Annotated in this window: 24 protein-coding genes and 2 pseudogenes; 5 read left to right on the top strand and 21 right to left on the bottom strand. The window is 36.5% G+C overall.

Annotation, left to right across the window (positions count from 1 at the left end; all coding sequences use genetic code 11):
- Window positions 1-21: 21 nt before the first annotated feature.
- From F4694_RS31015 to sda, 3 genes are all read right to left on the bottom strand, one after another.
- Window positions 22-444, bottom strand: a complete 423-nt coding sequence (locus tag F4694_RS31015) for a DUF1801 domain-containing protein (RefSeq protein ID WP_179603722.1) — start codon at window positions 442-444, stop codon at window positions 22-24.
- A gap of 56 nt (window positions 445-500) precedes the next feature.
- Window positions 501-989, bottom strand: a complete 489-nt coding sequence (locus F4694_RS31010; protein WP_179603721.1) for a GNAT family N-acetyltransferase — start codon at window positions 987-989, stop codon at window positions 501-503.
- Between the two features lie 300 nt (window positions 990-1,289).
- A complete protein-coding gene (gene sda, locus F4694_RS31005; protein ID WP_179603740.1) occupies window positions 1,290-1,424 on the bottom strand; it encodes a sporulation histidine kinase inhibitor Sda in 135 nt (44 codons plus the stop codon).
- A 157-nt stretch (window positions 1,425-1,581) separates the two neighbouring features.
- Here sda and F4694_RS31000 point away from each other — a divergent pair, with 157 nt between their 5' ends.
- Window positions 1,582-2,283 carry a DUF2294 domain-containing protein gene (locus F4694_RS31000; RefSeq protein WP_257029508.1) on the top strand — a complete coding sequence of 234 codons (702 nt, stop codon included), beginning with the start codon at window positions 1,582-1,584 and terminating at the stop codon, window positions 2,281-2,283.
- A 51-nt stretch (window positions 2,284-2,334) separates the two neighbouring features.
- Here the strand turns inward: F4694_RS31000 and F4694_RS30995 are convergent, their stop codons facing one another.
- The 13 genes and pseudogenes from F4694_RS30995 to F4694_RS30935 form a co-directional block, all read right to left on the bottom strand.
- Window positions 2,335-3,186, bottom strand: a complete 852-nt coding sequence (locus F4694_RS30995; protein WP_179603739.1) for a P-loop NTPase family protein — start codon at window positions 3,184-3,186, stop codon at window positions 2,335-2,337.
- Between the two features lie 350 nt (window positions 3,187-3,536).
- Complete coding sequence (locus F4694_RS30990; protein ID WP_179603719.1) at window positions 3,537-4,349, bottom strand: VOC family protein; 813 nt, start codon at window positions 4,347-4,349, stop codon at window positions 3,537-3,539.
- A gap of 69 nt (window positions 4,350-4,418) precedes the next feature.
- Window positions 4,419-5,159, bottom strand: coding sequence for a TerC family protein (locus F4694_RS30985; RefSeq protein WP_179603718.1), 741 nt, complete (start codon window positions 5,157-5,159; stop codon window positions 4,419-4,421).
- A 365-nt stretch (window positions 5,160-5,524) separates the two neighbouring features.
- On the bottom strand, window positions 5,525-6,349 hold the full coding sequence (gene vanY, locus F4694_RS30980; protein ID WP_179603717.1) for a VanY-A/VanY-F/VanY-M family D-Ala-D-Ala carboxypeptidase: 825 nt from the start codon (window positions 6,347-6,349) through the stop codon (window positions 5,525-5,527).
- A 91-nt stretch (window positions 6,350-6,440) separates the two neighbouring features.
- Window positions 6,441-7,556, bottom strand: a complete 1,116-nt coding sequence (locus F4694_RS30975; protein WP_179603716.1) for a sensor histidine kinase — start codon at window positions 7,554-7,556, stop codon at window positions 6,441-6,443.
- Window positions 7,549-8,244: pseudogene (gene vanR / locus F4694_RS30970) on the bottom strand (vancomycin resistance response regulator transcription factor, VanR-F/VanR-M family). The gene F4694_RS30975 and the pseudogene vanR overlap by 8 nt, the downstream one beginning before the upstream one ends.
- 145 nt (window positions 8,245-8,389) lie before the next feature.
- Window positions 8,390-9,004 (bottom strand): DedA family protein, encoded by a 615-nt coding sequence (locus F4694_RS30965; protein WP_179603715.1) that lies wholly within the window; start codon window positions 9,002-9,004, stop codon window positions 8,390-8,392.
- Between the two features lie 130 nt (window positions 9,005-9,134).
- Window positions 9,135-9,659: a GNAT family N-acetyltransferase gene (locus F4694_RS30960; RefSeq protein WP_179603714.1), complete on the bottom strand. Its 525-nt coding sequence runs from the start codon at window positions 9,657-9,659 to the stop codon at window positions 9,135-9,137.
- Window positions 9,660-9,683: 24 nt separating this feature from the next.
- Window positions 9,684-10,393: pseudogene (locus F4694_RS30955) on the bottom strand (YjjG family noncanonical pyrimidine nucleotidase).
- A 21-nt stretch (window positions 10,394-10,414) separates the two neighbouring features.
- Window positions 10,415-10,903 (bottom strand): DMT family transporter, encoded by a 489-nt coding sequence (locus F4694_RS30950; protein WP_179603713.1) that lies wholly within the window; start codon window positions 10,901-10,903, stop codon window positions 10,415-10,417.
- Between the two features lie 92 nt (window positions 10,904-10,995).
- The gene (locus F4694_RS30945; protein WP_179603712.1) at window positions 10,996-11,694 is read right to left on the bottom strand and encodes a Crp/Fnr family transcriptional regulator; all 699 of its coding nucleotides are present in this window, start codon (window positions 11,692-11,694) and stop codon (window positions 10,996-10,998) included.
- Between the two features lie 33 nt (window positions 11,695-11,727).
- Window positions 11,728-12,153 (bottom strand): DMT family transporter, encoded by a 426-nt coding sequence (locus tag F4694_RS30940; RefSeq protein ID WP_179603711.1) that lies wholly within the window; start codon window positions 12,151-12,153, stop codon window positions 11,728-11,730.
- Between the two features lie 121 nt (window positions 12,154-12,274).
- A complete protein-coding gene (locus F4694_RS30935; RefSeq protein WP_308806960.1) occupies window positions 12,275-13,087 on the bottom strand; it encodes an MBL fold metallo-hydrolase in 813 nt (270 codons plus the stop codon).
- A 291-nt stretch (window positions 13,088-13,378) separates the two neighbouring features.
- Between F4694_RS30935 and F4694_RS30930 the strand changes: the two genes are divergently transcribed.
- On the top strand, window positions 13,379-14,446 hold the full coding sequence (locus F4694_RS30930; protein WP_179603710.1) for a sulfite oxidase: 1,068 nt from the start codon (window positions 13,379-13,381) through the stop codon (window positions 14,444-14,446).
- A gap of 242 nt (window positions 14,447-14,688) precedes the next feature.
- Here the strand turns inward: F4694_RS30930 and F4694_RS30925 are convergent, their stop codons facing one another.
- Window positions 14,689-15,159 (bottom strand): hypothetical protein, encoded by a 471-nt coding sequence (locus F4694_RS30925; protein WP_179603709.1) that lies wholly within the window; start codon window positions 15,157-15,159, stop codon window positions 14,689-14,691.
- Between the two features lie 372 nt (window positions 15,160-15,531).
- Between F4694_RS30925 and F4694_RS30920 the strand changes: the two genes are divergently transcribed.
- Window positions 15,532-16,542: a 2-oxoacid:acceptor oxidoreductase family protein gene (locus tag F4694_RS30920; protein WP_179603708.1), complete on the top strand. Its 1,011-nt coding sequence runs from the start codon at window positions 15,532-15,534 to the stop codon at window positions 16,540-16,542.
- Window positions 16,543-16,560: 18 nt separating this feature from the next.
- Complete coding sequence (locus tag F4694_RS30915; RefSeq protein ID WP_179603707.1) at window positions 16,561-18,873, top strand: thiamine pyrophosphate-dependent enzyme; 2,313 nt, start codon at window positions 16,561-16,563, stop codon at window positions 18,871-18,873.
- Window positions 18,874-19,331: 458 nt separating this feature from the next.
- Here the strand turns inward: F4694_RS30915 and F4694_RS30910 are convergent, their stop codons facing one another.
- Window positions 19,332-20,063 (bottom strand): spermidine synthase, encoded by a 732-nt coding sequence (locus tag F4694_RS30910; RefSeq protein ID WP_179603706.1) that lies wholly within the window; start codon window positions 20,061-20,063, stop codon window positions 19,332-19,334.
- A gap of 275 nt (window positions 20,064-20,338) precedes the next feature.
- On the opposite strand from F4694_RS30910, the gene F4694_RS30905 reads away from it, so the two are divergent.
- Window positions 20,339-20,572, top strand: coding sequence for a hypothetical protein (locus F4694_RS30905; RefSeq protein WP_179603705.1), 234 nt, complete (start codon window positions 20,339-20,341; stop codon window positions 20,570-20,572).
- A 458-nt stretch (window positions 20,573-21,030) separates the two neighbouring features.
- Here the strand turns inward: F4694_RS30905 and F4694_RS30900 are convergent, their stop codons facing one another.
- The 3 genes from F4694_RS30900 to F4694_RS30890 form a co-directional block, all read right to left on the bottom strand.
- Complete coding sequence (locus tag F4694_RS30900) at window positions 21,031-21,600, bottom strand: hypothetical protein (protein WP_179603704.1); 570 nt, start codon at window positions 21,598-21,600, stop codon at window positions 21,031-21,033.
- A gap of 1,022 nt (window positions 21,601-22,622) precedes the next feature.
- Window positions 22,623-23,297: a DUF421 domain-containing protein gene (locus F4694_RS30895; protein WP_218895910.1), complete on the bottom strand. Its 675-nt coding sequence runs from the start codon at window positions 23,295-23,297 to the stop codon at window positions 22,623-22,625.
- Between the two features lie 272 nt (window positions 23,298-23,569).
- A complete protein-coding gene (locus F4694_RS30890; RefSeq protein ID WP_179603702.1) occupies window positions 23,570-24,028 on the bottom strand; it encodes a 2-thiouracil desulfurase family protein in 459 nt (152 codons plus the stop codon).
- Window positions 24,029-24,449 lie beyond the last annotated feature (421 nt).

Below are 24,449 nucleotides of genomic sequence, written 5' to 3'. Positions count from 1 at the left end.
TGGATAAGGGGCTCACTGGTCTTATTTAGCTGGATACATTGCTTGCAAAAAGGATACAGATTCAATAATTAATGCTTTCAAAACTTCTACATCAATATCTGCCACTTTATTAATGTACACGCACGCTTTCCCTGTGGTGTGTTTTCCAAACTGTTTTAACAACTCTTCCCGTTTTGTTTCACCTGGTGCAAAATATAAGCTAATTTTTGCTTTTCTCGGTGAAAAGCCAACGAGTGGTGCGTCACCTTCGTGACCGGATTCATATTTGTAATGGTAAGATCCAAAACCAATAATACTCGGCCCCCACATCTTTGCTTCATAACCTGTGGTCTCTGAGAAGATATCTAATAATTTGTATGCATCCTCACGTTTTTTTGAGCTGTCGATCTGTTCGATAAATTCTATCACACTATTGTCTGTTTGCTTCGTTTTTAATTCATACATGGATATCGCTCCCCTGCCACTCCTGTTACAATTTGTACTACATTTCTTCCTTTCCTCTAAAGCAATTTTTTATTCATGTTGTACCACTGTACGCCGCCATGCTCCGATTTCGAAACACCTCTATTTTTGTATCCTAAGTTTTCATAAAATCGTATTAAGTCCTCTTTACAGGTAAGTGTAATACTTTCGCGATTTTTTGATATTGCTACTTTTTCAAGATGTGCTAATAACGCTGTTGCCACTCCCCGTGTTTGGAAATGCGGTGTCACCGCTACTCCTAAAACCGTTTGATGACCGCCAGTTTTAGGATTTGGCTCAATCTCCTCGAATAAATCATCTGAAATAAATTCCTTTTCAATCACTGGTCCATTCACTAAACCCACAATCACACCACACTCTTCCGCCACAAAAAAACTATCTGGAATTAAATGAATACGCTGTTTAAAGGCTTCTTCCGTAGCTGCTTCTTCAATTGGAAAGCAAAGGTGTTCAATGATTATAAGGTCAGGTAAATCATTCATTGTCACGTTCCGTATGGTTAACATTTTAACACTCCATTTACCAAAGTATCATTACTGTTCAAATTTAAACATTCTTATAATATAAAATTATACAAAACTATTGAACGAGATATAAGGGAAAATAACCACTTATTAAAAATAACGAAAAGAAAAAGCTAGGCTAATGACCTAGCTTTTTTAATAGTATTAGTAGTCTGATTATTTAATAAGTACAATTTTAATGAAAGAAGTGAAGAACGAGAAGCCATTCGCTGCTGTTCTTATTACATTACACTATTAACAACAATGGAAGAAGGTTAATAATTTTTAATAAAAAGCTATGGTTTAAACCATTCTCTCTACCTTATCTGATTGGATCCCTCTTCGATCAATTTCTTCTTCTAACAATTTAATAAAGTCTTCGTCTAACTTTAGCTTTACTGCATTAAAATATGTGTCTATTAAAACTTTGTTGTTCATGCTTGAAAACATATCCTACTCCTCAAAGCGAATGGCTTTCTGTCCCTTCACCTACCTTCATTATATTTTTATTCCGAGTAACAAACCATGCTAATTATTTCCAGCGAAAGGGGGAAACTAAGGTTTAAATACCTAGATGGAAGAGGAGTTCGCAAAGTTGGAAAACCCAATTAATAAAAAATCTACCGAGTTAAGTAGCTACATAAGTAAGATTCTCCGTGATCATTTTGGTAAAGGACCAGAATCGGTACATGTTTCATTAGGTAAAACCTTTATGATCGTTTATATTCGAAATTTCCTTACTCCAACAGAAAAGGTACTTATGAATCAAAAACAAGATGAAAGTGTTCAACAAACAAGAGATTTAGTCATGCAGACGCTTATCCCTGAAATAAAAGCATATATAAAGATTGTTACTGGTATGGAAATAAGAGAATTCTACTATGACTGGAGTCTACAAAATAAATCTGCGATGTTCACAGGGATATCCACGGATTCAACAAGTACCGACTTTCCCGTTACAGAAGAGTTTACTGGTAAAGCAGAACTTATTAATGAGATGATTTATTTAAGCTCTGAATCAGAAAAGAAACCTGAAGAGATTTATGCATGCCGTGTAAATCAGCGTACAATCCTAGTTATTCGAAATGGAATATTGGTTAGGATTGAAAAGCAATTAATCAGACAAGGGATGCAGGAACAACTCAAGCTCGCAAAGCGGACGCTCGAAAAAGGGCTGCTTCATAATAATAACCATTTTGAAGGCATTTTGGATACGAAAGTCATTGATATTTTTGTCGACTGGGACTTTGACTTAGATAAAAGTGTGATTGTTTTCGTGGTTAATCCAACAAAATAATGAAGGAGATATAAAAAAAATCAGAGGCAAAGTGCACTCTGATTTCTAACATTAAAAGCTTACACCATTCATGACTACATCCATGATCCTATTTTTGTGAGAATCCTTGTTAAACTGTGTATTATCAATTTTAACCTTTTTAATGGTTAGTGCATTAAAAATGGAGGACTCGAATTGTTTTCTCGCTTCCAGAACGTCAATGGTTCCTTCAATGCCTTCTACACCATGTATTTTCCCATAGCCTTGGTGAGTATAGTAATCCATAAAACCATTAGACCATTCTTTTGGTCGTTCTTGAACAGCCTTTTTAAAGGAACGAGGCAGATCTTGTTGTTCTACATAAAGTAAAATGGGATTTAACGGTTCAATAATTTCAGCTAATTGCTTTACATAATTCATAACAACTTCCTGAGACGCACCATATTTGATCATGCCGACGGTTACAGGATTTTGAATAAAGCAGCATTCAAATATAAAAGTTTGATTTCCTGTCATCGCTTGTTCGACGAACCTTTGCCATTTGTCCGTGATTAATTCTATGTTTTTTTCTAACGGCAACTCATAGAGATCATGATTCCAAATGACTTCCCAAAAAGAATCGGATACCATTGTCTCATTAAGTTCTTCTTTAAGCTTATATTGCGGCAATACAAATCCACCACAGCGTTCGATGGCATGTTTTACTAAAATAGGCTGAACGTTATGGTACTGTTCCAAAAGCTTGGCAAAGTCAGTTTTTGAAAAGTAAGAGCCTCCTTCATAATCAGCTGGATGTTCGACATTACCCTCAAGAAATAATCTTGTATCCACATTCCATTCTTTTAAAATCTCATTTGTCATTTCTGCTGTAGTGGATTTTCCTGAACCAGGCAATCCTTCTATTAAAATTAATTTTGTGTTGATCATATAATCATCTCCTCTGTTTTATCATTCAACCAATAAAAAAATCGCAGATTTCTCTGCGACTTGTGAATTTAGATATATATGACATGCTTAACAGGACGAAACAAACTACTATATGTAGATGGAGCATGCATTAATAGTCCATTACATGGAGTTAGTCTAGTTCGGATATCTGTAAAATGACATAGTAATCCCGTTCACTCATCCGCATAGAGTTTCAAATGGTTCGTATTAAAAACGGCCATTAATGGGATTAGTTCAACATGTCTACAGAAAACCTCCTTAAAATAACTATCATCATTATATTGTCAACTGGAATTTCATGTCAACAGTTTTTTAGAATAGTCTGGCTATTGAAATCGCCAATAGCCATTCAACAATTCAAAAAAGCTGTTTTGATTAGCTTGGCTTATGTTCACTAAAAATGGGGTTTCTCCTCTTTCATGTAAGACCTTTTCTGCTGGTCCTTCTCGATCCGGTGTGCAGAATAATAAATGGGTTCCAGGCAATTCTAATTTTTGACATCGTGCCTGTAAGTCTTCATCCCAAAACTCCTCACTTGGTGTAAGATTTAATAAATCTCCCCACGTTCTAATTGTTTCTTCTAAGTCCCTGACAACAAAGCCGACACATTCTAATTTTGAATTTTCGTCACTATGCCTCCCTAACAATCCTTGTTCCTTTAATGCAGATAATCTTTCCTTATCACTATTATCCCATTGGATGAAAAATGGAAGTGATAGCTCATTAGGTTGATCCTCGATAAACAGCAGCGTCCACTGTATTACTTCCCCATTTGCAGTTACACGTTGCCCAGGAAGTGGACCATAAACGGTATGACCGTCTTGTTTCAGCTTTATAGCTAATTCGTGAATCTGATTAGTTCGAATCGCTATTTTAGCAGGCCCTTCCCGATTCTCTTTAGCAAGTTGGTCTACAATTTGGGTAATTAATCGATTTTCTTCGTGTTGTTCTGCAATTGTTAGTACTTCTATCCCCAAAAATTCTATATAGCTTAAATCAAAATAACTGAGTGTATTGTAGGTTCCCCATGTGTCATGACGGCCTCCGTGGGCAACATAGATTCCTTTTTCTGAAAGAGGTTGTATTGCTTTTTCAGGATTATGATGGAACCAAACTAAATGATCAAATGAAAAATTCATATTTCCTCTCCTTTCCGAATATAAAAAAATGGCTTGATATACTTCCAAGCCATTCTGTGTCGATGTAACTTATGTGGACTGTTCTGTTTTTTTACCTGATAAGAACCAGCCGCCTAAAGCAATTAGTAGCATAACAGACCAAAAGATGGTATTCCAAATCGGACCTTCTACAAAATCATGAGGAATTATGTGTAAAGCTGGATGCGCAAGTGTATGCATTAATAGCTTAACCCCTACCCAGCCAACAAGTAACATGGCTGCTGTTTCAAGGGTAGGACGTTGTGTAAGGATTTTAACAAAGAATCCTGCTGCAAAGCGAATCACGATTAATCCAGCGATTGCACCGATCAATATGACAATAAATTGTGCGCCATCCATTCCGCCGATATCACCCATTGGCGTACCCGGCAATGCAATGACAAGAGCCACGGCAGCTAAAATCGAATCAACTGCAAAAGCGATATCTGCTAATGCGATTTGAGCTACAGTAGCTCGGTAGCTTTTTCCTGCTTTCTCTTTACCGCCATGGTCCTTTTTAAGCAAATGTTTTAATGCGATGAAAATTAAATACGCTGCCCCAATCGCTTGAATCCACCAAACATGAAACAAAAACGAAATAATAAATATAGCACCGATCCTAAAGATAAAGGCAAGCATTAGACCTATATTAATCGCCTTTTTTTGCTGCTCTGGAGGCAAATGCTTTGCCATGATGGCTAACACCAAAGCATTATCCGCAGATAATAACCCTTCTAACAAAATCAAAATAAGTAAAACCCATCCATACTCTAATAACAAAGATAGTTCCATTTTATCCCCCTATGAATGATTACAACTTGATATAAGTATAAAATATGTTTATACCCATTTAATACTATTTTGCACTATTTTCTTGATAAAAATTTCCATTATTAAAATAAAAATAGAAATTCATATAGATGATATACCCCGTACATAGTTAAAATAATCTCGGAAATCGAAAATAAATTCACATAATTGATTTTACTCTCGGATAAGTGGATTTACTCTCACATTGTGAAAAACACTCTCGCATAAGCATAATTTACTCTCACATAACGAAAAATACTATCGGAAAAGTGAAATTTACTTTCACCTTATTATTATTTTAATTTGAATTCAGTTACAATAACGCCATCAATATTATTACCAGACATCTAATATTTGTTATTCTTTGGTACTTTTATTGCATTACTTGTTTCGATGGGGTAATAAGTAACTGTATATTCTTCCCCATTAACGGTTGCCGTCAAGTTCTTTTGTTCTCTTAGATAATCCATATATTCTTCCAAGGCGAAGTTCTTTTCCTGTATGATCGCACTGTGGGGCAAACCTACATAGCGGATATGCCATGGTTCGTATTGAATTCCAGTAACATGGGTTTTATCCTTTGGATAGCGTAAAATAAAACCGTATTTCCAAGCATTTTTTTCGATCCACTTGCCTTCAGGAGCCTCACTCATTTTCATTTGAGTAGAACCTACATCCAATGATAATCCTAGATTGTGTTCACTATGTCCCGCAGGTAAAGCTAAGCTAGAGCCCATTTGTTGATAAAGTGCATTCTGCTCATTAAAGTCTCGAAAGCCACTATTAATAGAAAAATAACGAACCCCTTCATCACCTGCAGCATCTATCAACTCAGAAAACGCATTTGCAACTTCTTCAGACAAATAAATTTCACTATCTAATAGTTCGTAACCCTCTGTTAATTCCCTGTGCTCAAATAAATTTACGACATCTGATTTGATACTCTCCTTGTGAACAGGATACTCATTGTTGACCAAAAGTAAATTTCCTTGAAAAACGAGTTCCTCTCCTATCTCTACCAATTGAGTACTATTAGAAGTTTCACATTCATCTATTTTATGATCAGGCACAAAATGTTTAATCTCTACTTTATCTTTAAAAATCTCTAATCTTTCTGCTACTGTAATTCCCATGCTTACGACAACGAACAATAAAAATCCCCACTTTTTCATTTTAATTATCCTCCTATTTCTATTTTGGTAATAGAATAGGAAAAACTATTTAAATAAAAAGTAGGGTAAAGTTTAAATTTTTCTTAAGTTTTCACTCTGATTGTTCCATTGCCACGCTCTCTTTTGGTAAACGAACCTCAAATACAGTACGAATGAAACTGCTTTCTACTGAAATGGTCCCATTATGCTGCTCGACAATATTCTTCGCTATGAATAAACCAAGGCCAGTACTATTCTCTTGATGTGTTCGAGCTTTATCACCGGTATAAAACATATCAAAAAGATGCGGAAGGTCATTAGGAGGAATGCTGTCTCCATAATTAACGATTTGAACAACTACTTCCCCTTCCTCGATAGAACCGTTAATATCGACATATTGACCATCAATACCATACCGATTTGCGTTGGTTAACAGGTTTTCAAACACACGTGCTAACAGTTCGCCATCACCTAAAATAGATAGATCGGGCGAAATATTGATACGAGCCTTCAAATCAATTCTTTCAAAGACTGGATACATTTCTTCCTTTAATTGATTCAGTAGGTCACTTAAATTAAGCGGTTTTTTCTCAATATGTAACGTTCCATAATTCATTCTAGTGATTTCAAATAATTCATCAATCAAACGCTCTAAACGCAGAGATTTTGTGAATGCAATGGTTAAATAATGTTTGGCCTGATCCTTCGTCAATTTTTCATCTTTAAGGATTAAATCCAAATACCCGAGAACGGAGGTGAGTGGTGTCCGTAAATCATGGGCCAAATTGACGACTAATTGATCCTTACTGCTTTCTGAAAAATCTCCTCTTAATATCGCTTCTTCTAATTTTTCACTAGCAAGATTAATATCATGGGCAATATCACTAAATTCATCATTTGATTGGATTGTAATCCGCTGTTTAAAGTCCCCACGCGCGAGATTGTGAATTCCATTTGAAATCTCATTAAAATACTCAGTATAAGGCTTAGTAAGTAAATAGAAAAAAAGAATAGAAAGCGGAATAAATAACAGTAAAAAGAAATTTAGGTCACCAATTCTACTCATAAATAACCGGAGCTCTGCCAGAAGATCGCCCCACTCGACCCAATTGTGGTAGTACCATTGAAGCCCCTTAAAAATAATAAATGTTATGGTACCAGACAAAAACATGCTAAAGCCAAATAAAAGAACCATTCTAGAACGGAAACTTCGTACGATTTTATCCATTGAATGTATACCCGACTCCCCACACGGTTTTGATTAATTTGTTTTTTCTTTTATCTTCTTCCAGTTTTTTTCGCAGCGTACGTATATGGACCATTACAGTATTAGCCCCTTCATAGTATGCTTCTCCCCATACCTGTTGAAAAATATTTTCCACACTGAACACTTTCTTTGGCTGTCGTGCTAACAAATATAGAATGTCAAATTCCTTTGGAGTTAAGTCGATGGATTCACCATATAGAGTAACGGTTCTTTGTTCAGGAGAAATAACCAATCCGCCAAATTCCAAGCCAGAAATGTGATTGACTTTAGGTTGATTTAACTTCATAAACCGGCGCAGCTGTGCATTTACACGAGCAACCAATTAAATGGGAGTGAAGGATTTCGTCATATAATCATCTGCTCCAATCACCAAACCGTGGACCTTGTCAAAATCAGATGTTTTAGCACTCAAAAAAATGATCGGCATGTTGTGTTGTTCACGAATATTGCGGGTTACTTCATAACCATCCAGTTTCGGCATCATGATATCCAAAATAACTAAATCAATTGATTGAGTCTGGATTACGGCTATAGCTTCCTCCCCGTCCAATGCTTTAAAAACACGATACCCTTCCTTTTCTAAATGGATGGCAATTAAATTGGCGATCTCTTCTTCATCATCTGCAACTAAAATCGATATACTTTTCATCTATACACTCCTATTACATTCCATTCATTAAAAATTATAATGGATTGTTTATAGCTTAGGAAGTTTTAACCTAATTCCATCCATTATACTTCGCCAATGTAAAAAGAAAAAACACCCTTTTCAGGTGTTTTTAGTGTAAGGAAATCTAGCTCATCACATTTTGTTTCATTAATTTCTTTTGCTGACGATAACCGATAAATTTTATACCCAAATAAATCAAAGTAATTAATCCAAACAAAATAAATAGTAATAGTTGATAATCCTTTACTGTATTCATAACGCTGCTGAAATCACCTGGATAAAAATGACCAATACTTAAAAATAGGAAGGTGGACGGAGCAATACCGATCATAGTAAGTAGTGTATAGGTTCGAAGTCTCATATGTGAAATTCCCGCTAAAAAAGGGACAAAATTCCCTAAATGAAGCGGGCTTGAAATGGCAACACTCCAAATTCCATTCTTGCTAAAAGCCTTCTTAGCCTTTGTTAATTTTTCTCTTTTTGCATCACTCAACCGGTCTTCTACAGATATACCGAATTTATACCCAATAAAATAAGGAATCCAACTCCCTATCGCATATATGAAGCTGCCTGCTAATGAGATCCATATCATCTCAAACCAGGTCAAATCTAAAATAAATCCCACTGTTACCATGATGAACGAGCCGATAAAGGGAAGAGCACTCCCTTCAATAAATAAGGATATGAACACTCCCCATATCCCCCATTCTTTGATAAGGGACAATATTGATTCAGTCATACTTCTCACTCCACTATATAATGTAATTATAGTATAGTAGAGTTTTTTCATGACCAGAAGATACTGAAGTGGTAAGTTTTTCTAAGTCTTTAGGTGTAGATGACTAGTAAGGACCTAAAATGGTCCTATCCTATTTTCGTAAAACAGTAATAAAACCATCCAAAATAGTATGACTCACTGTAAATCCTTTACGTTTATAGAATTCTAAGGCGTTATCATTTCCATTTGAAACGAAAATAAAGTAATCATCAACATCATCAAATTGCTTCATCCAATCCAATGACATATTAAAGAGCTTGGAACCAATCCCATATTGTCTATACTCTTCTTTAATGTAAAATTGGGAAAGACAAGCTACATTCTTTTGTTGAACTGAGGATAAGTCAAAAAAAGTTGCGAAATCGTTTGAATATGCTTCCTTTGGAGAAATATTGGAATAGACGTAGGCTACAATTTTCTCACCATCTTTGACGATAACCGTGTAATTACGTAATGCACTTTTTACAGAAGGAACCAATCGAGTATCAAAATTCATATGATCAAATAACTCGGGGGTTATATGAGCTTTAGATTTTTGAAAGGCCATTAGTTCATTACATAAATCTCTACAGTATTCAATCTCTTCATCGGTAATGATTTCATATTTTAACTCCATATCCCCCACTCCTTTAAAATCACATTAACAGGCACCTATTTTATCTCGTACACTTAATATTTGTTTCAACTCTTCTAGTTTGTGAATTTGATAGGTCGGAGTACTATCAGAATTGTTCGGTTTCATGTTTGGATTAAACCAGCATGTATCCATCCCGGCCAGCTCCCCGCCCTGAATATCTGCACTTAACGAATCACCGATAATTAGTGCTTGGTTTACTTGAAAATGAGGAATTCCTGCAAAAACATAATCGAAAAATTCCTTCATTGGCTTTTGGAAACCTGTATCCTCAGAAACGAAGATACCTTTGAATAGTGGATGTAAACCTGAAGCACGTAACCGTTTATCCTGTGTGCTAGACACACCATTAGTAACAATATATAAATCATATTGGGAACTTAGTTCTGTAATCAGTTCAAAAGCACCGTTTACCAATTGATGTCCTTGTTCTAAGAATGATCGATAATTTTTTTCTAGTATGGTCCCATCGACTTCTTTTCCGTATTGATTAAAAAGAAGAGAAAAGCGTGTATTGACAACCTCGTCCCGGCTCAATTCTCCTTCTTCAAACCTCTTCCAAAGACCTTGATTTATTGTTTTATATTCTCTACTATTTCGGAAGTAAGCGGAATATTCTGCTCCTCGAAAAGGAGTTGTAATGCTAACTTTTCTGCTGCAGCAAAATCCAATAAAGTATCATCTACATCAAAAAACAATGTTTTATATTCTTTCAAAAGTATCTCTCCATCCTGTGTTTACTTTTCTGCCTGGACACTTTTAAAGCCAGTAGGCATTTTAGCCGACTTAGGTTCACCGCTGATTTTAAAAATAAGAATGCCAGCAACAATGACTAATACACCTATTAATTGTTGAGTGGTAAAAGGTACCTTTTCAATTCCCATCCAGCCAAATGTATCGAACAATAATGCAAATCCCAGCTGTGATGAAAGCATAATTGAAATTGCATAGGTTGGACCAAGCAGCTTTATACCTTTCACGACACAGGTTACCACTCCAATTCCTATTAACCCGCTGAACCAGTACCATATCTTCATATTTTGTAAATCAAATAATTGTTTACCTTCGAACAAAAAACCTAGAGTAAATGAAGCCACAAATCCTAAACCTAGCACTAATGTAGTGGTTGTCCATGAACCAGCGTGTTCCCCTGTTTTACTATTGAATATGTTTTGCAGACTGACTAAAGATCCAGCCAGTATCGCAAATAAAATTCCTAGAATCATATCTGATACACTCCAATGTGTAATATTTTAATAGAAGCTCATGGATGACTGCAAGCTGAACGAATCCAAGTGCTTCGTTTTGCCTCATCTATTTACTCATAAATATTGCCTCCGGCTATAGTTTTTAAGGCTTCTCTGTCTTTAATAAGAATGAAACCTTTACTGCGCTCCATCAATCCATCGGAACAAAACTGCTTAATAACCCGATTAAGATGTCGATAGCTGGTCCCGATAAGGTTTGCCGTATCGGTCAAGCTAGTGGTACTAAGCTGCCCAGTAAATAATGATTCATTATCATCTTGGGTAACCGACAGTAAATAACTGGCTAAACGAACCTCAACTGGATACATCAAATTGAAGCTCATTGAATTATTCTTCAAATAAAACTTTTCGGTAATAATTTTTAAAATAAATTGCAGAAATGGCGAAAAATCATTTGTGAATTTTTTCAAGTTAGTATGTTGCACACCGATCATATAGACCGATGAAACAGCCTCCACCGTATTGATGGTATCGATCTCCTGCACATATTCAATATCACCTATCACTTCAATCGCAGATTTAAAAGATAAAATAAGTGTTTTCCCTTCGGCTGAAGTGGTGTAGATTTTTATTTTACCTTTTACCAGGACATACAAATACTTGGATGGTTCACCTTGGGATAAGATAAGTTCTCCTTGCTCGCAGTGATATAAAGACAAATAGGGCATGATTGCTTCATTAAATATGGTTTCTAGTTGGTGAGCCTGCAAATAGGACTGCACTAACTTAGGATCTTTTATTTCTTTCATATTTCCGCCTCCAGCATGGGCCAATTTGTTGCATCAAAACTGTAGTATGGCCACACCCACGATCATCATCGCAATTCCTACAAACTGAGGTAACCTCATCTTCTGTTTCGGAATACCAAACCAGCCTTTACCATCAATTAAAAAGGTCAAACATAACTGTGCTATTAATAGGACGGAAATCGAAAGGGTAACACCTACGTATTCAATGGATGCGACATTACTAAAGATAATAATTGCTGCAAAAGCACCACTAGTCAAGTATAGGGGTTTTACATTCTTTAACTTTTTCCAATTCTTATCTCTTGCAAACATCAAAATCAGCAAACTTAGCAGAAATCCCGTGAATTGTGTAATGGATGCTGTCTGCCACGTGCCAATATCTTGGCTAATACGGGTATTTGCTACACCCTGCAGCGTAATAAAAGCCCCGCCTAAAAATGCAAATAAACTCCCTTTCATCTCTCTTCTCTCCAATTTATCTAGATTTATAATCTAATTAAAAGATAAATCATCAGATCTCTGTTAGGACATATGTCCTCAATAATGAAAATCAAGCTTTTGTTAGCAAAAAAATATCCCTTTAATAAAAGGGAAAACTGTTACTAACATTTATTAATTTTACCTTTTGACTTAAACCGCTAATATTCTGATGAAAAATTTCCGAAGAAGACCAGTTTTGATACTTTTCGGGTATTGCTATTTCTTCATTCGTTGTACGAGCCATTTTCGTAATATCTATTATGTATTCTATGAGTTTAGAAAGGTCTCTTTTTGTCCCAACTGGTCCATGACCCGGGATGGCTACGACAAAGTCAATTTCTTTCACCCTCTCCAAAATTTGAACCCATATTGCAGGATTAGAGTCTTCAAATATGGTTGGATGCGTGTCAACAAATAGTAAATCACCCATAAAAATTGCATTTTCATCGGGTATATAGAGAATTGAATCACAATCAGAATGACCGCCGCCCAACGTATAAAGTTTTGCACTCCTTTTTGAACCGTAAAAAGTTAGTTCATTTATAAAAGTTTGACGGGGTAAGGTTAACTCTAAGTAAGGTAAAGAAGCCTCAATTTCACCCAGAAAGCTTATTTGTTCCTCTAATTTCGAATCATATGATGCAGCTAATTGTTCTTGAAGGGACTGAATATATGTTGTAAGCCCCTGTATATCATTCTTTTGTTTTCCGATTCGCGATGGATGAATATCCCTCATTTTTTCATAGGTTAATTGGCTTGAGATAATGATACTATCTTTATAGGCTTGATTTCCACGTATATGGTCTCCATGCCAATGACTATTAACAACCCAAGTTACAGTCCGGTTCGTTATTTCTTCTGCCATAACTTTTAGGTCTTCAGCAGCTTGTGGGGTATTAAATGTATCAAACACGATGGTTTAATCTCCTAAATCAACAAAACCAGCGTTTCAAACCGAACCCCCACCCGGTTTAGCAATCGCTGCATATATTCCTTCTTTAATTTTTTCAAGCGTAAAGTGCTTACTGTGAAATGCCCCCATTATTATCCTCCCTTGCTATTTACTGAAAAACCCACAATAACTATTCTACATTTACTTTAAAAATACCTTGTATCTAGCTACCCCCTTGTTGACTTGTTGTTACGCCTATTTTATTCAAGTAAAACATACGTTATTAGTGACTGCTTTTTAAAGGAGGAAATTATGGCCGATCATAAACATGACGTCGTGAAGCCTTATTTAGTAACACGCAGGCTGCATCCGGAGAATCAGGAAACACCTGTTCAATTTATTGAGAATGATATTATCCAAACCCCTTTATTTTATCGGCGCAACCACTTTTCTTATCCAAAGCTTTCCTATTCAAACTACTTTCTCCCTATAAATGGGATGGTTACTACCCCCTTACTGATTTCTATGCAATCAATCCTTAAGCTACCCTCAAAAACCGTTGAAGTTGTTCTCGAATGTTCCGGAAATAAGCGCAGCCTATTTGAGCCCAAAGTGTTTGGCGAACAATGGGGTAAGGGAGCAATGAGCCAAGGCGTTTGGAAAGGTGTTCCCTTACGTACTTTGCTTGAAATTTCCGGAATAAAAGAAGCTGCCAAAGAGGTGGTCGTAGAAGGATATGATTTCGGAAAAAGAACGGACTTAGACAAAGTTTTCTCTTATACTAGAAGTTTACCCTTAATGAAGGCCTTACATCCTGATACAATTATCGCCTATGAATATAATAAACAACCTTTAACCCTTAAACACGGTTTTCCATTCAGATTAATCGTTCCCCAATGGTATGGTATGGCATCTGTGAAATGGATTAAGCAAATAAGTGTAATTGGTTCGCATTATACTGGACCTTTCCAGAACATTGACTATATGTATTATCCAAATCAAGATAATGACGATGGTGCTCACCCTGTCACCACCATAAATGTAAATTCCACGATTCAAAAACCGTTAGATATGGCGAGGATAAATACTGGTAAACATGTTATAAAAGGCATCGCCTGGACAGGTAAAGGACATATTACACATGTCGACATCAGCACTGATAACGGACACACATGGTCGGAGGCGCAAGTATCTGGTTCGATATATAGCTACAAATGGGCTTCTTGGTCATATGAGTGGAATGCAGTTGAAAAAGGTATATTTACCATAATGTCAAAAGCAACAGATTCAAGTGGTCAAACTCAGCCCGTTAAACCTTATTGGAACAGAAATGGGTATGGATATAATACTATCGACCACATTAAGGTAATGGTTGAATAGGAAAGTAGAGCAGGAAATGGATTCCCTGCTCTGCTTATATAGTATTATATACTCCCTATGTCTATTTAGATTAAAAAATACCTATTGGAATATTGTTGCCATGGGGGTTATTCAACCCAAGGGAAATAAATATGTAATTAATTGGTTCAATATGATCGGCGTTGGTATTCTATTACATTTGTGTTTTTATTTTTTCCTAATGGAAAACTGAGAAAGAGTTTGGACTTATACCAAACTCTTTTCTAATTGTCTTTCAACATCTCATCCACAGTCATTTTCATAGAATAAATCACTGTTTTTTTATAATGGGCAGCTAGGAGAAGGACTCTTATTTGCTGCGAGCGAGATAATTGTTTAAATCGAGGCTCTTGTTTTAAAAAGGAACGTACAATGGACCAGCTAGATGGCATTAATGGAAAGTCATCCAGCGGTTGTTTTCTACGAAAGCGATGAAACCAGGATGGTGATTCGAGAGACGGACTTTTATCGACGATACAAGGAGCATAGATACTTTTTGTATGTTTGCGCAGGGATTCATAACGATCTTGACCGCTAATAATCGTATAGTTGTTATCCTTCCGGTTTTTTCTGACAACCAAGACAAACATACAGTCCCACATCAATCTTTGAAGTCTTTTAATGTGTTCCGTTACTTTCAATGATACGTCAGGTTTAATTTTGTTTAGGGGTATATATTGAATGGTAAATTTCACTAACATCCCCTCCTGTTCGAATAAATCTTACTTTAACCTTGAAGTCACAACAGGCTTGGATTATATTCAGTTTTCATAACTATTTCCCCCTTTGCATTATATGAATGAACTGGGCACAAGTGACCTACAGACAACTTTCCATTTAATTTCATACCTAGCCTCTTAAGTTGTTATATAACATAATTTAAACTGTTGTATATCACAATAGATATTCTTCCATCTAATAAAACCAACTCCATATGGGTTCCTACATCTGAATACAAAAATCTGTTGTATTTGTTTTCGTGTCCTGTTACAATTAAAATAATTTAATTTATAGAATATTTATAATATTCTTTATTAAACTCCGTTTCAGAGATAGGAGGAATACTTTTGTCAAAATTGCCAAAAACAAATGAATTAGGTTTTTTTGAAATCCGCCTTGAGTCTATCGGCGGGTTAGGAGCTAATCTGGCTGGTAAAATGCTTTCCGAGGATGGAGTTGTTGGAAACGGGCTGAATGGAGTCGGTTTTTCATCATACGGTTCAGAGAAAAAAGGTTCCCCAGTAAAAGCTCACATTCGTTTCTGCGAGCCAGAAACAAACATTCGAGACACCACACCAATAGAACGCCCTCATGTTGTCGGCATTTTCCATGATGCCCTTTTTAAAACCATTGACTGTACAAGCGGGATCTATCCTGACAGCACCATCCTAGTAAACTCACAAAAATCCCCAGACGAACTTAAAAATCTCATGAAAATTACAGGCGGAACCATTGCCATCATAGATGCCACTGGTATCGCGTTAGAAGAACAAACAAAAGCCAACACTGCAATGCTCGGTGCTCTGTATCGTATCTTGGACTTTTTAGATCCAGAATCGATGAGACAAACAATCCGACGTACTTTTGAAAAAAAATACCCACATTTGGTTGAACCAAATATTCGTACATTCGACCGTGGATTTACTGAAGTCGAATTTAAAACATATCTTCCTGAAGATGGCATCGAACCTAAACCTTTTTCACGGCCAGAACCTGTTCTTGGTTATGAAACTCAGGCGATTGGCGGTATGATAACCAATCCAGGTAACAGCATACTAAAAGATTTAAGTATTTCACGCGCAGGTATGCTCCCTCATTTCCATGAGGAAAAATGTATCAATTGCGCTGCATGTGATACAGCTTGCCCCGATTTTTGCTTTGTATGGGAAGAAAAACCAGACAAAAAAGGTCGACCACAAATGTTTCTCAGTGGTATTGACTATCAATATTGTAAAGGCTGCTTGAAGTGTGTAACTGCCTGTCCAGTGGAAGCGTTATCAGGCGAACGAGAATTTAATGACGGTTATGCGGATAAACACCGTGTGCCCCATTTATTTGATTTAGTGACTCAAAACTAAGGAAAGGACGGGATCTTAATGTCCATAGAAATAAACCAAGAAAATCTCAAAACCGAACTTGGGAGGATTGAGCAAAGTTTTGTATTTGAATCTGGTAATGAGATGGCGGCCTATGCGGCACACCAAATTAATTACCATGTAATGGGTTACTTCCCTATTTCCCCATCAACAGAGGTGGCACAATTCCTTGATGGTATGAAGTCCAGAGGTGAACATGATATCGTTTTAATTCCAGCAGATGGTGAACATGGTTCTGCAGGTATTTGCTACGGGGCTTCAACTGGCGGCGGCCGTGTTTTTAATGCTACTAGCGCGAACGGATTCCTATATATGTTAGAGCAGCTTCCTGTTCAATCCGGGACACGTTTTCCGATGGTATTAAATTTAGTAAACCGCTCTGTTTCAGGTCCTTTAAATATCCATGGTGATCATTCTGATTTATATTTCGGTCTGAATACGGGATGGCCCATCTTAATGGCCCGCGATCCACAGATCGTTTATGATATGAACATTATTGCGATTAAATTAGCAGAAGATCCGGCTGTCAGACTTCCAGTCATCGTTTCGTTCGATGGGTATTTTACTTCCCATCAAAAACGCCGTGTACAAGTAATAAAAGATAGAAGTGATGTGCAAAAGTTTATTGGCGAGCCGCCAAGAAACTTCCCTCATGCTTTAGATCGTGAGAATCCAGTTACCATCGGGCCATATATGAATGAACCTGACTATATTAATAACTGCTACCAACAATCAGAAGCAATGTATAATGCGGAAGCAGTATTCGAGCGAATTTCGAAAGAATATGCAGAATTAACGGGACGTGAGTATCCGATCTTAGATTTATATCGTATGGAGGATGCTGAGGTAGCAGTATTTATGTTAAATTCAGCTGCTGAGGTTTGTAAAGACGTGGTCGACCGCCTCCGTTTGAAAGGGATTAAAGCAGGCGTCATTTCACCAAATATGATACGTCCCTTCCCTCAAAAACAAATAGCGGAAGCCTTGAAAAACGTAAAAGCAGTTACAGTCGGTGACCGTGCAGATTCATACGGAGCGCATGGTGGAAACATGGCCCTTGAACTTAGAGCCGCACTGCAAACAGTTGGAAATGCTCATACAAAGGTGATCAACCGAATTTATGGATTAGGCGGAAAAGACTTTTATGCAGATGACGCGGAACACTTTTTCGATTTAGCTTTAGAAGCTGCCGAAAAGGGATTTGCTGAGATCCCTTTTGACTATTTTGGGCATAATCCTGGCAACGCAGAATTTGCTCCAAAGCGTGTTTTGAATCCGATGAAAAAAGAAGACCTAAATACCGGTTTAATCACGGTCACTCCTGATGAAAAAACGGGTGAACTGAAAGTTAAAATTCCACCTATGCGGAGTTTAACGAAAAAGCCAAAAAGATTGGCTTCCGGCCACGGGGCTTGCCCTGGTTGCGGTATATTCTCTGGACTGGAGTTGTTTTTCAAAGGAATTGAAGGTGACATCGTTGCATTATTCCACACTGGATGTGCTATGGTTGTAACTACTGGTTTCCCTTATAGCTCACATAAAGCAACATATATCCATAACCTTTTCCAAAATGGCTCTGCCACTCTTTCTGGTCTTGTGGAAATGTTCCATGAAAGAAAGCGACGCGGAGAATTAGCAGAACTTGGTCTAAGTGATGACTTTACTTTCGTGATGGTTACAGGTGACGGGGGTATGGACATCGGCATGGGTCCAGCGATTGGGACCGCATTGCGCAACCATAAAATGATTATTCTTGAGTATGATAATGAAGGTTATATGAATACTGGAAGCCAGCTGTCCTACTCTACTCCTATGGGACATATGACGAGTACTTCCAATATTGGCGGGTTCCAAAATGGAAAACCATTCCACCACAAGGATACTGCTCAAATAATGGCAGCTACCCATATTCCTTATGTATTTACCGGTACGGAAGCTTTCGATCGCGACCTTTTAAAGAAAGCAGCAAAAGCCCAGTGGTATGCCAATAATGAAGGCTTGGTTTATGGCAAAATATTAATTACTTGTCCATTGAACTGGAAATCAAAGGATGAATTAGGACAGACGATTGTTGAGGCTGCTGTTAACTCCTGCTTCTTCCCTCTTTATGAGGTTGAGCATGGAATTACAACCGTTACCTATAATCCTGAAGAGAAAAATAAACGGTTAGCTGTATCCGAATGGCTGAAGCTGATGGGTAAAACGAAACATTTACTCAATGAAAATAGTAAAGACATGTTAGAGATGTTTGATAAAGAAGTTGATCGCCGTTGGAATATGCTTAAGGCGAAGCATGAAAGTCCTTATCTATAAAAGAAACAGTCCCAAGTACTAGTTTTGTACTTGGGACTGTTTCTTTTTTACAATAAGCTCTTTTCAGTCAAGTCCCAAATGTTTCCTAATGCAGCTACACTAAAGTACTTTATTGAAACGATTATAAGATAATTTGCGTGATTAGCCATGGTTTAGAACTTTAAAATGACAGTCAATCCAAAAAACTAAAAGGGAAGTTATGGAAACCGAAGATGTGTAATTCCTTTATTGCGAATAATCAATCGCCAAAAAAGAAAACTTTTGTAATTCAATGTCAAGGACATGGTAAATCTTTTACATACTTTACATTTATGATTGTTTACAATTATATTCTTACCGAAAACCTTTATTCAAGTAAACTACTGTTTTTGTATTTTTAATTTCTTCCTCACATTAACCAATACTTCGTTTAAAGTATCAAACTGATCCATTAGTATATATCTATAGAATTGCCTCTCCTAGTCACTAAGTACTTTTCCGCCAATAACTTGTATAGGACCCGCCTCATGTGGGGAATAGTTTTCCAGAACTTGTTGGCTTGCAACAAAAAAAATATTTTGTAAAATTCTACTCTGTGGCTCGGGAGCAAACACCTTCACATAAGGATAAACGCTGGAAATGGTCGCAAACAATTTTCGCATTATCTCATCATCCCTGACCCTTCCAATATAATTGACAAATAGGATTCCATCATTGGTCAATTTCTGACTCGTTAGAAAGAAAAATTCTTGGGTGGTTAGGTGAAATGGGATACTATTTTCATTGTAGGCATCTAAGAAAATGATATCCTGAGATTTGTCCACCTGTTTTTTCAAAAGCTCACGTCCGTCTCCAATCTCGATTTTATTGCCCAAATAACCAAAATACTTTTTGGATATTTCGACAACTAAGGGATCGATCTCTGCAGTTACCAAATTTCTACTTGAATAATATGAGCTTATTACACCAATTCCATGTCCGATTATGAAACCTTCTTTGAAATCAGGTGCGTAGTGATCAATAAGATCCACTACAGTACGAGAGTACGACAGCACCAAACGGGATGGATTCTCCAAATCGATCACTCCCTGAACAATATCGTCAGTAAATTTAAGTAAGCGAAATCTGCCGTGCATCCCACCAAACCTGCTTCTATCTAGAACCGTAATGTTTTGGAGAGGGCTTGATCCCTTATAAACTATATGATTCATCTATGACACTCCTTGATTGAATGATGTACTATATAGCGTATTCATAGGGTTTATTATTTGTATAAACAAGTAACATGAGAGAAAGTGTTGTCAAAAAAAACCTAAGGTGTTGCCTACTGTCTTTTAGATTCTAACGGATATCGGTAATTTTTGAATTGTGGTTCCATAAAAAAGGTTTAAAGAATTATTTTAATAAAATAATGAAAACATCTATAACAAGTGGACAAGCTTTTTCATACAAATATATTAACTTCATAAAGAAAGGAGTTGATTATATGGGACAACCTCAACAATGTGAAAGTTGCTGTGAAGATACAGATATTCTTTGTGTGAGTATTCCTGGAGGAGTTCATATTGTCTTGTTAGGAATTCACATCGACCTTGAAGCTGTGTGCCTTCGAATTTCCAACCCTGGAACTAGCACTCTAACAGCCGCACAACAAGCTAATGTCGAGCAAATTGCAGGTGCAGTTGGTAACTTGTTAGGAAACCTTTTACCACGTGCATAATTAATTTAGTAGAGAAGGAAGAAGGAAGGGGGTCTCCCTTCCTTCTTTTTATGTACATTCAGTTAAACATGTCAATAGGCTAGAGATTCGAACAGGGACAGTGTAGCTAAAGCAAGGGTAGATATCTAAAATGGAATCATTAAGGAAGATTGAGGCAAATGTCTGAACAGAAATGCAAATCAAATTTAAGGCTAATCCAATCGAATGATCATTAAGGATGTACCCTGCCTAGCCAATACTAGAATAGATCCTTCACTGTCATCACCTCACTATATAAAGTCCTAGGAAGTATCGATTATCCCTAGGACCTCGAAGTCTACTTTTAGGTTTAGAGAATCACCGAATACATAATCGTAAGGACGTTGGTATAGGAAAAGGGAGGGTTAATCACCCCCTTCCTATCTTATTATGAGAAGGACATTCTTCTGTCTTAGAATTTCCCATGAAGCATAACTGTTTCAACCATTGTTTAAACATTTTTTCAATAAATGGAGTACTTCATCAGCAGTCAGTTCATTGGTGGATATTTTAAGACAACGAAAGTCTACTTTAATCGTGATTCCGTTAAAAACTATGGTAATGGGTGAGTCAGTAGAGAGGGAAAAGATCTCCTCAGTTTCATTTAAGATTAAATTCTCTGTAACGGGCGTATCTTGCTCCAAGAAGTCTGAAGGAATATCAGTGGGTAAATTAGAATTAGTTTTGGGTATTTCTTTACGTTCGAACGTTCTCTCTACAACGGAGTCTTTTTCAGCCTGAGATGGGCTGTAAACTAGAGTTGGCGACTTTTCCTTGACGAGCATCTGATCATTTATGCTGGTACTCCCCTGTATCTGTAAAGGCACATTCGACAATTGAATTTCCCCTTCCTCTTGTTTTCCCACATGGTGATTTGACATTTTTATAATTTTCGTACCGATCTCTCTTGTTTTGGGAGAAATAGTCGGTCTTCGGTGTTTATGTTTTTTAGGTTCTCTAATTTTTTCACTTACTGGTTTTTCCTTATGTCGCTTCTTTTTTTCTTTCATTGGAATTTGTAATCCTCCCTCCATGCTTTCTTGTCTTTTCTTGTCCAACTTTTTTGCAGAATAACTTAATGAGATATTATAAACTTCCACCGAGTGTCGAACAGCAATCATTTCAGGCAATCTAAGTACAGAAATAGGATGGATGAATTTTTTCTTTATTTCTTTTCAAGATGACTTCCTGTACTTTATCTTTTTTATTGTTAATCATTTTTAATACAAATTCGTAGTTCACCCCATTCCGTAAGTTTGAGAATTATAAATACTATTAAGATATAGGACCTTATATATAAATATGTAGATGTGATCGCTGGGAATTGGACGGCTGTCCAGTGAAACCACGCAATTATAGATAACATTTTCTTATAAAAATAAAGTTCTACTGTGGATTCCCGTAGTGGAAAGGCGGTTGTTTTCACAAAGTAAACTAAAACAATAATGTACATAAAAGCATACGTAGGCATCCTATGGGCTACCTTTTATTGGACTAAAAATAGCAACATATTTACTTATTGTTTGGGATGCGGCGTTTTCGGAGGGCGGAGATGTGGTAACAATTGAAGTTCTGGATTTTTCTTTTTGTTATCTGCTAGTTGAGTGGCTTCCTCATTTGCTTATCTCGATGGATAGTCAGACTGGTTACCAAACATCAATTTCGATTTTTTATTAATTTATTCCTTTAAAACCATACTTCTCTAGGTCTTCATTGATGTTTCATTTTGAAGATAATCGTAGAATAGTTTGGCTGCTTTAGGATGGGCACTTTTATTAATCACACCTAATAGATAAAAATTAAGGCCGTGAGTATTTTCCTCTGCAGTTGCTACCTCCGACTACCCAATTTCAAATTAAATTACCTGTAATGTTTTCCCTACTTTTTATATTTCCTTCTTCAAGTAACCTGCTAGTTAATTCAACAAGAAAAAAAGATCGCCGAAGCGACCTTTATCTTTAACTTCTGCACAATTTAGTTGAAGAACAATGCTTAAGTATGCGTTGTACTAAGGACAAAAAAGATAGCTTATTTAATGTATCTGAGGCTTAACGTCCACTATGTCTCCCTCGTCATATGCCTCTTGAAATAATGGTGGCGTTTTCGCTTCAGACTGATTTTGTGATGAGGGACGAATACCATTTTGAGCTAAGATATCTAAAATTTTTTGAATATCTTCTTTGGTTGCAGGTGCTTTGTTTGGCTTTAGGGTAGTCGATATTTTACCATTGGACTCTAATACCGCCAATTCTACATCTTCGACATTGCCTATGTTTTTTAGGCGAAGTGCACTCTGTAGCTCATCTGTTGTAAGTCTTGCTTTTTTTAGCTCTTCTAATTTCATCTGACCATCATTAATTAGTACTGATGGTACTCCATTAATAAACTTTCTAGATTTTGGTATCCATATTTGTATTTTCGCTAATATTACAATTCCTATAATAAGCAAAGTCCCAGCATATATTGCTTCCCATTCATTTCTTAATGCTAAAGGTTGGATTAGTACAGCACCAATTGAAATCCTCAACACTGCTTCCGAAACTGTCGTTTCTGCAAGTGATCTTTTTCCTGCGATACGCAAAAGCATAAGTGCCGCCAAAAAAATTAACAATGCCTTAAATATATAAGGTAAGGTAGGTAGATCGTCCAAAAAATTCATCATTACTCTCATTCCTTCAAATTTTTTGTTATTATTTGTTAATTGCATCCCAAATATGTAGATAGCTTTTAAAACTAGATCTTAACAAAAAAATTATGTATAGGTGTTTTTTGAGAGGAAGAATAAGGGAGAATAACTTAGTTTCTACTTTACCTACCCTGCCTGTTAGTTCAAAAAGAAAAGGGATTGCCGCAGCAGTCCCAATCTTCAACTCTTGCACCCGTTACTTTAAGTACATTCTTTCACAAACTTTCCTTTGAAAATAGAAGTAGCATTTTCTTATAAGGTAAATGTGGACAAACAATCTCTGCTAATTTTAGTTAAAGAAAGGTTTCAGCAAATTGTTCTTCTGAAATTACCTTTAATCCATTTCTTTTTAATAAAGCAGAAGTAACGCCCATCCCCTCAAGTTTTTCACCAATGAATTCACCGTTATAAATCATTGAACTGCCACAGGATGGGCTGTATTCCTTTAGAACTACTACGGTCGCATTTATTTCTTTAGCTTTATTTAGAGTAGCGTAAGCACCTTTTATGTAAAGTTCCGTGACATCTTTTCCTGACTTTTCAATTACTTTAGCCTTTCCATTGAGTACATCTTCTCCGTTTCCACCTATTATTTCAGCAGGTTCTCTGGGAGTTGAAAATCCACCGAGTAATTCTGGACATATTGTAATAGCTTTATTTTCTTCTACAAGTTTAGCTATTCCATTATTTAAACTGTGTGTGCCGTTATATCTCACCTTCAACCCCGCTAAGCAAGAACTTACCAATATCATATATATAACCCCCCGAATAAATCTTCCTTAGTAAATTTTATCAAAAATTTCTTTGTTGAACTAAACTGCTTCGTTACTTCAATAGAGTTCAACAAAAAGAAGCGTTAATCCTTTTTGGATCAACGCACCCTATTGTTTAAGTACAAATGTTCACAAACTTGCTTATACTTCGAGCAAGTTGTTTTGTTGTAGGACTATGCGTATAGTTTCTTAGTAAAATGGAAATCGATCGCATTATTAACGATAAAAATCCTACTAATGCAAGGTATTGTGTACCCATTTCTTAAATAAATAATCCCCCTTCAGCTGCACCTAATGTAGTTCCTATTTTGATAGGATGACAAAAATAAACCATTAGCAAATTATGTTTGAAAAGGCGAGAAACCACCAAATGATGGCAAAACCGAAGAAGAAGAGAAAG

Origin of the sequence: Neobacillus driksii, assembly GCF_013409995.1 — a bacterium.
GTDB classification, from domain to species: Bacteria; Bacillota; Bacilli; order Bacillales; family Cytobacillaceae; genus Neobacillus; species Neobacillus driksii.
This window is presented reverse-complemented; position numbering and strand designations above follow the sequence as displayed.

What these genes read in the sequence shown, in the direction of transcription:
- F4694_RS31015 (WP_179603722.1), bottom strand. Translation starts at nt 444, where the DNA reads ATGTATGAATTAAAAACGAAGCAAACAGACAATAGTGTGATAGAATTT.
- F4694_RS31010 (WP_179603721.1), bottom strand. Translation starts at nt 989, where the DNA reads ATGTTAACCATACGGAACGTGACAATGAATGATTTACCTGACCTTATA.
- sda (WP_179603740.1), bottom strand. Translation starts at nt 1,424, where the DNA reads ATGAACAACAAAGTTTTAATAGACACATATTTTAATGCAGTAAAGCTA.
- F4694_RS30990 (WP_179603719.1), bottom strand. Translation starts at nt 4,349, where the DNA reads ATGAATTTTTCATTTGATCATTTAGTTTGGTTCCATCATAATCCTGAA.
- F4694_RS30985 (WP_179603718.1), bottom strand. Translation starts at nt 5,159, where the DNA reads ATGGAACTATCTTTGTTATTAGAGTATGGATGGGTTTTACTTATTTTG.
- vanY (WP_179603717.1), bottom strand. Translation starts at nt 6,349, where the DNA reads ATGAAAAAGTGGGGATTTTTATTGTTCGTTGTCGTAAGCATGGGAATT.
- F4694_RS30975 (WP_179603716.1), bottom strand. Translation starts at nt 7,556, where the DNA reads ATGGATAAAATCGTACGAAGTTTCCGTTCTAGAATGGTTCTTTTATTT.
- F4694_RS30965 (WP_179603715.1), bottom strand. Translation starts at nt 9,004, where the DNA reads ATGACTGAATCAATATTGTCCCTTATCAAAGAATGGGGGATATGGGGA.
- F4694_RS30960 (WP_179603714.1), bottom strand. Translation starts at nt 9,659, where the DNA reads ATGGAGTTAAAATATGAAATCATTACCGATGAAGAGATTGAATACTGT.
- F4694_RS30950 (WP_179603713.1), bottom strand. Translation starts at nt 10,903, where the DNA reads ATGATTCTAGGAATTTTATTTGCGATACTGGCTGGATCTTTAGTCAGT.
- F4694_RS30945 (WP_179603712.1), bottom strand. Translation starts at nt 11,694, where the DNA reads ATGAAAGAAATAAAAGATCCTAAGTTAGTGCAGTCCTATTTGCAGGCT.
- F4694_RS30940 (WP_179603711.1), bottom strand. Translation starts at nt 12,153, where the DNA reads ATGAAAGGGAGTTTATTTGCATTTTTAGGCGGGGCTTTTATTACGCTG.
- F4694_RS30930 (WP_179603710.1), top strand. Translation starts at nt 13,379, where the DNA reads ATGGCCGATCATAAACATGACGTCGTGAAGCCTTATTTAGTAACACGC.
- F4694_RS30915 (WP_179603707.1), top strand. Translation starts at nt 16,561, where the DNA reads ATGTCCATAGAAATAAACCAAGAAAATCTCAAAACCGAACTTGGGAGG.
- F4694_RS30910 (WP_179603706.1), bottom strand. Translation starts at nt 20,063, where the DNA reads ATGAATCATATAGTTTATAAGGGATCAAGCCCTCTCCAAAACATTACG.
- F4694_RS30905 (WP_179603705.1), top strand. Translation starts at nt 20,339, where the DNA reads ATGGGACAACCTCAACAATGTGAAAGTTGCTGTGAAGATACAGATATT.
- F4694_RS30900 (WP_179603704.1), bottom strand. Translation starts at nt 21,600, where the DNA reads ATGAAAGAAAAAAAGAAGCGACATAAGGAAAAACCAGTAAGTGAAAAA.
- F4694_RS30895 (WP_218895910.1), bottom strand. Translation starts at nt 23,297, where the DNA reads ATGCAATTAACAAATAATAACAAAAAATTTGAAGGAATGAGAGTAATG.
- F4694_RS30890 (WP_179603702.1), bottom strand. Translation starts at nt 24,028, where the DNA reads ATGATATTGGTAAGTTCTTGCTTAGCGGGGTTGAAGGTGAGATATAAC.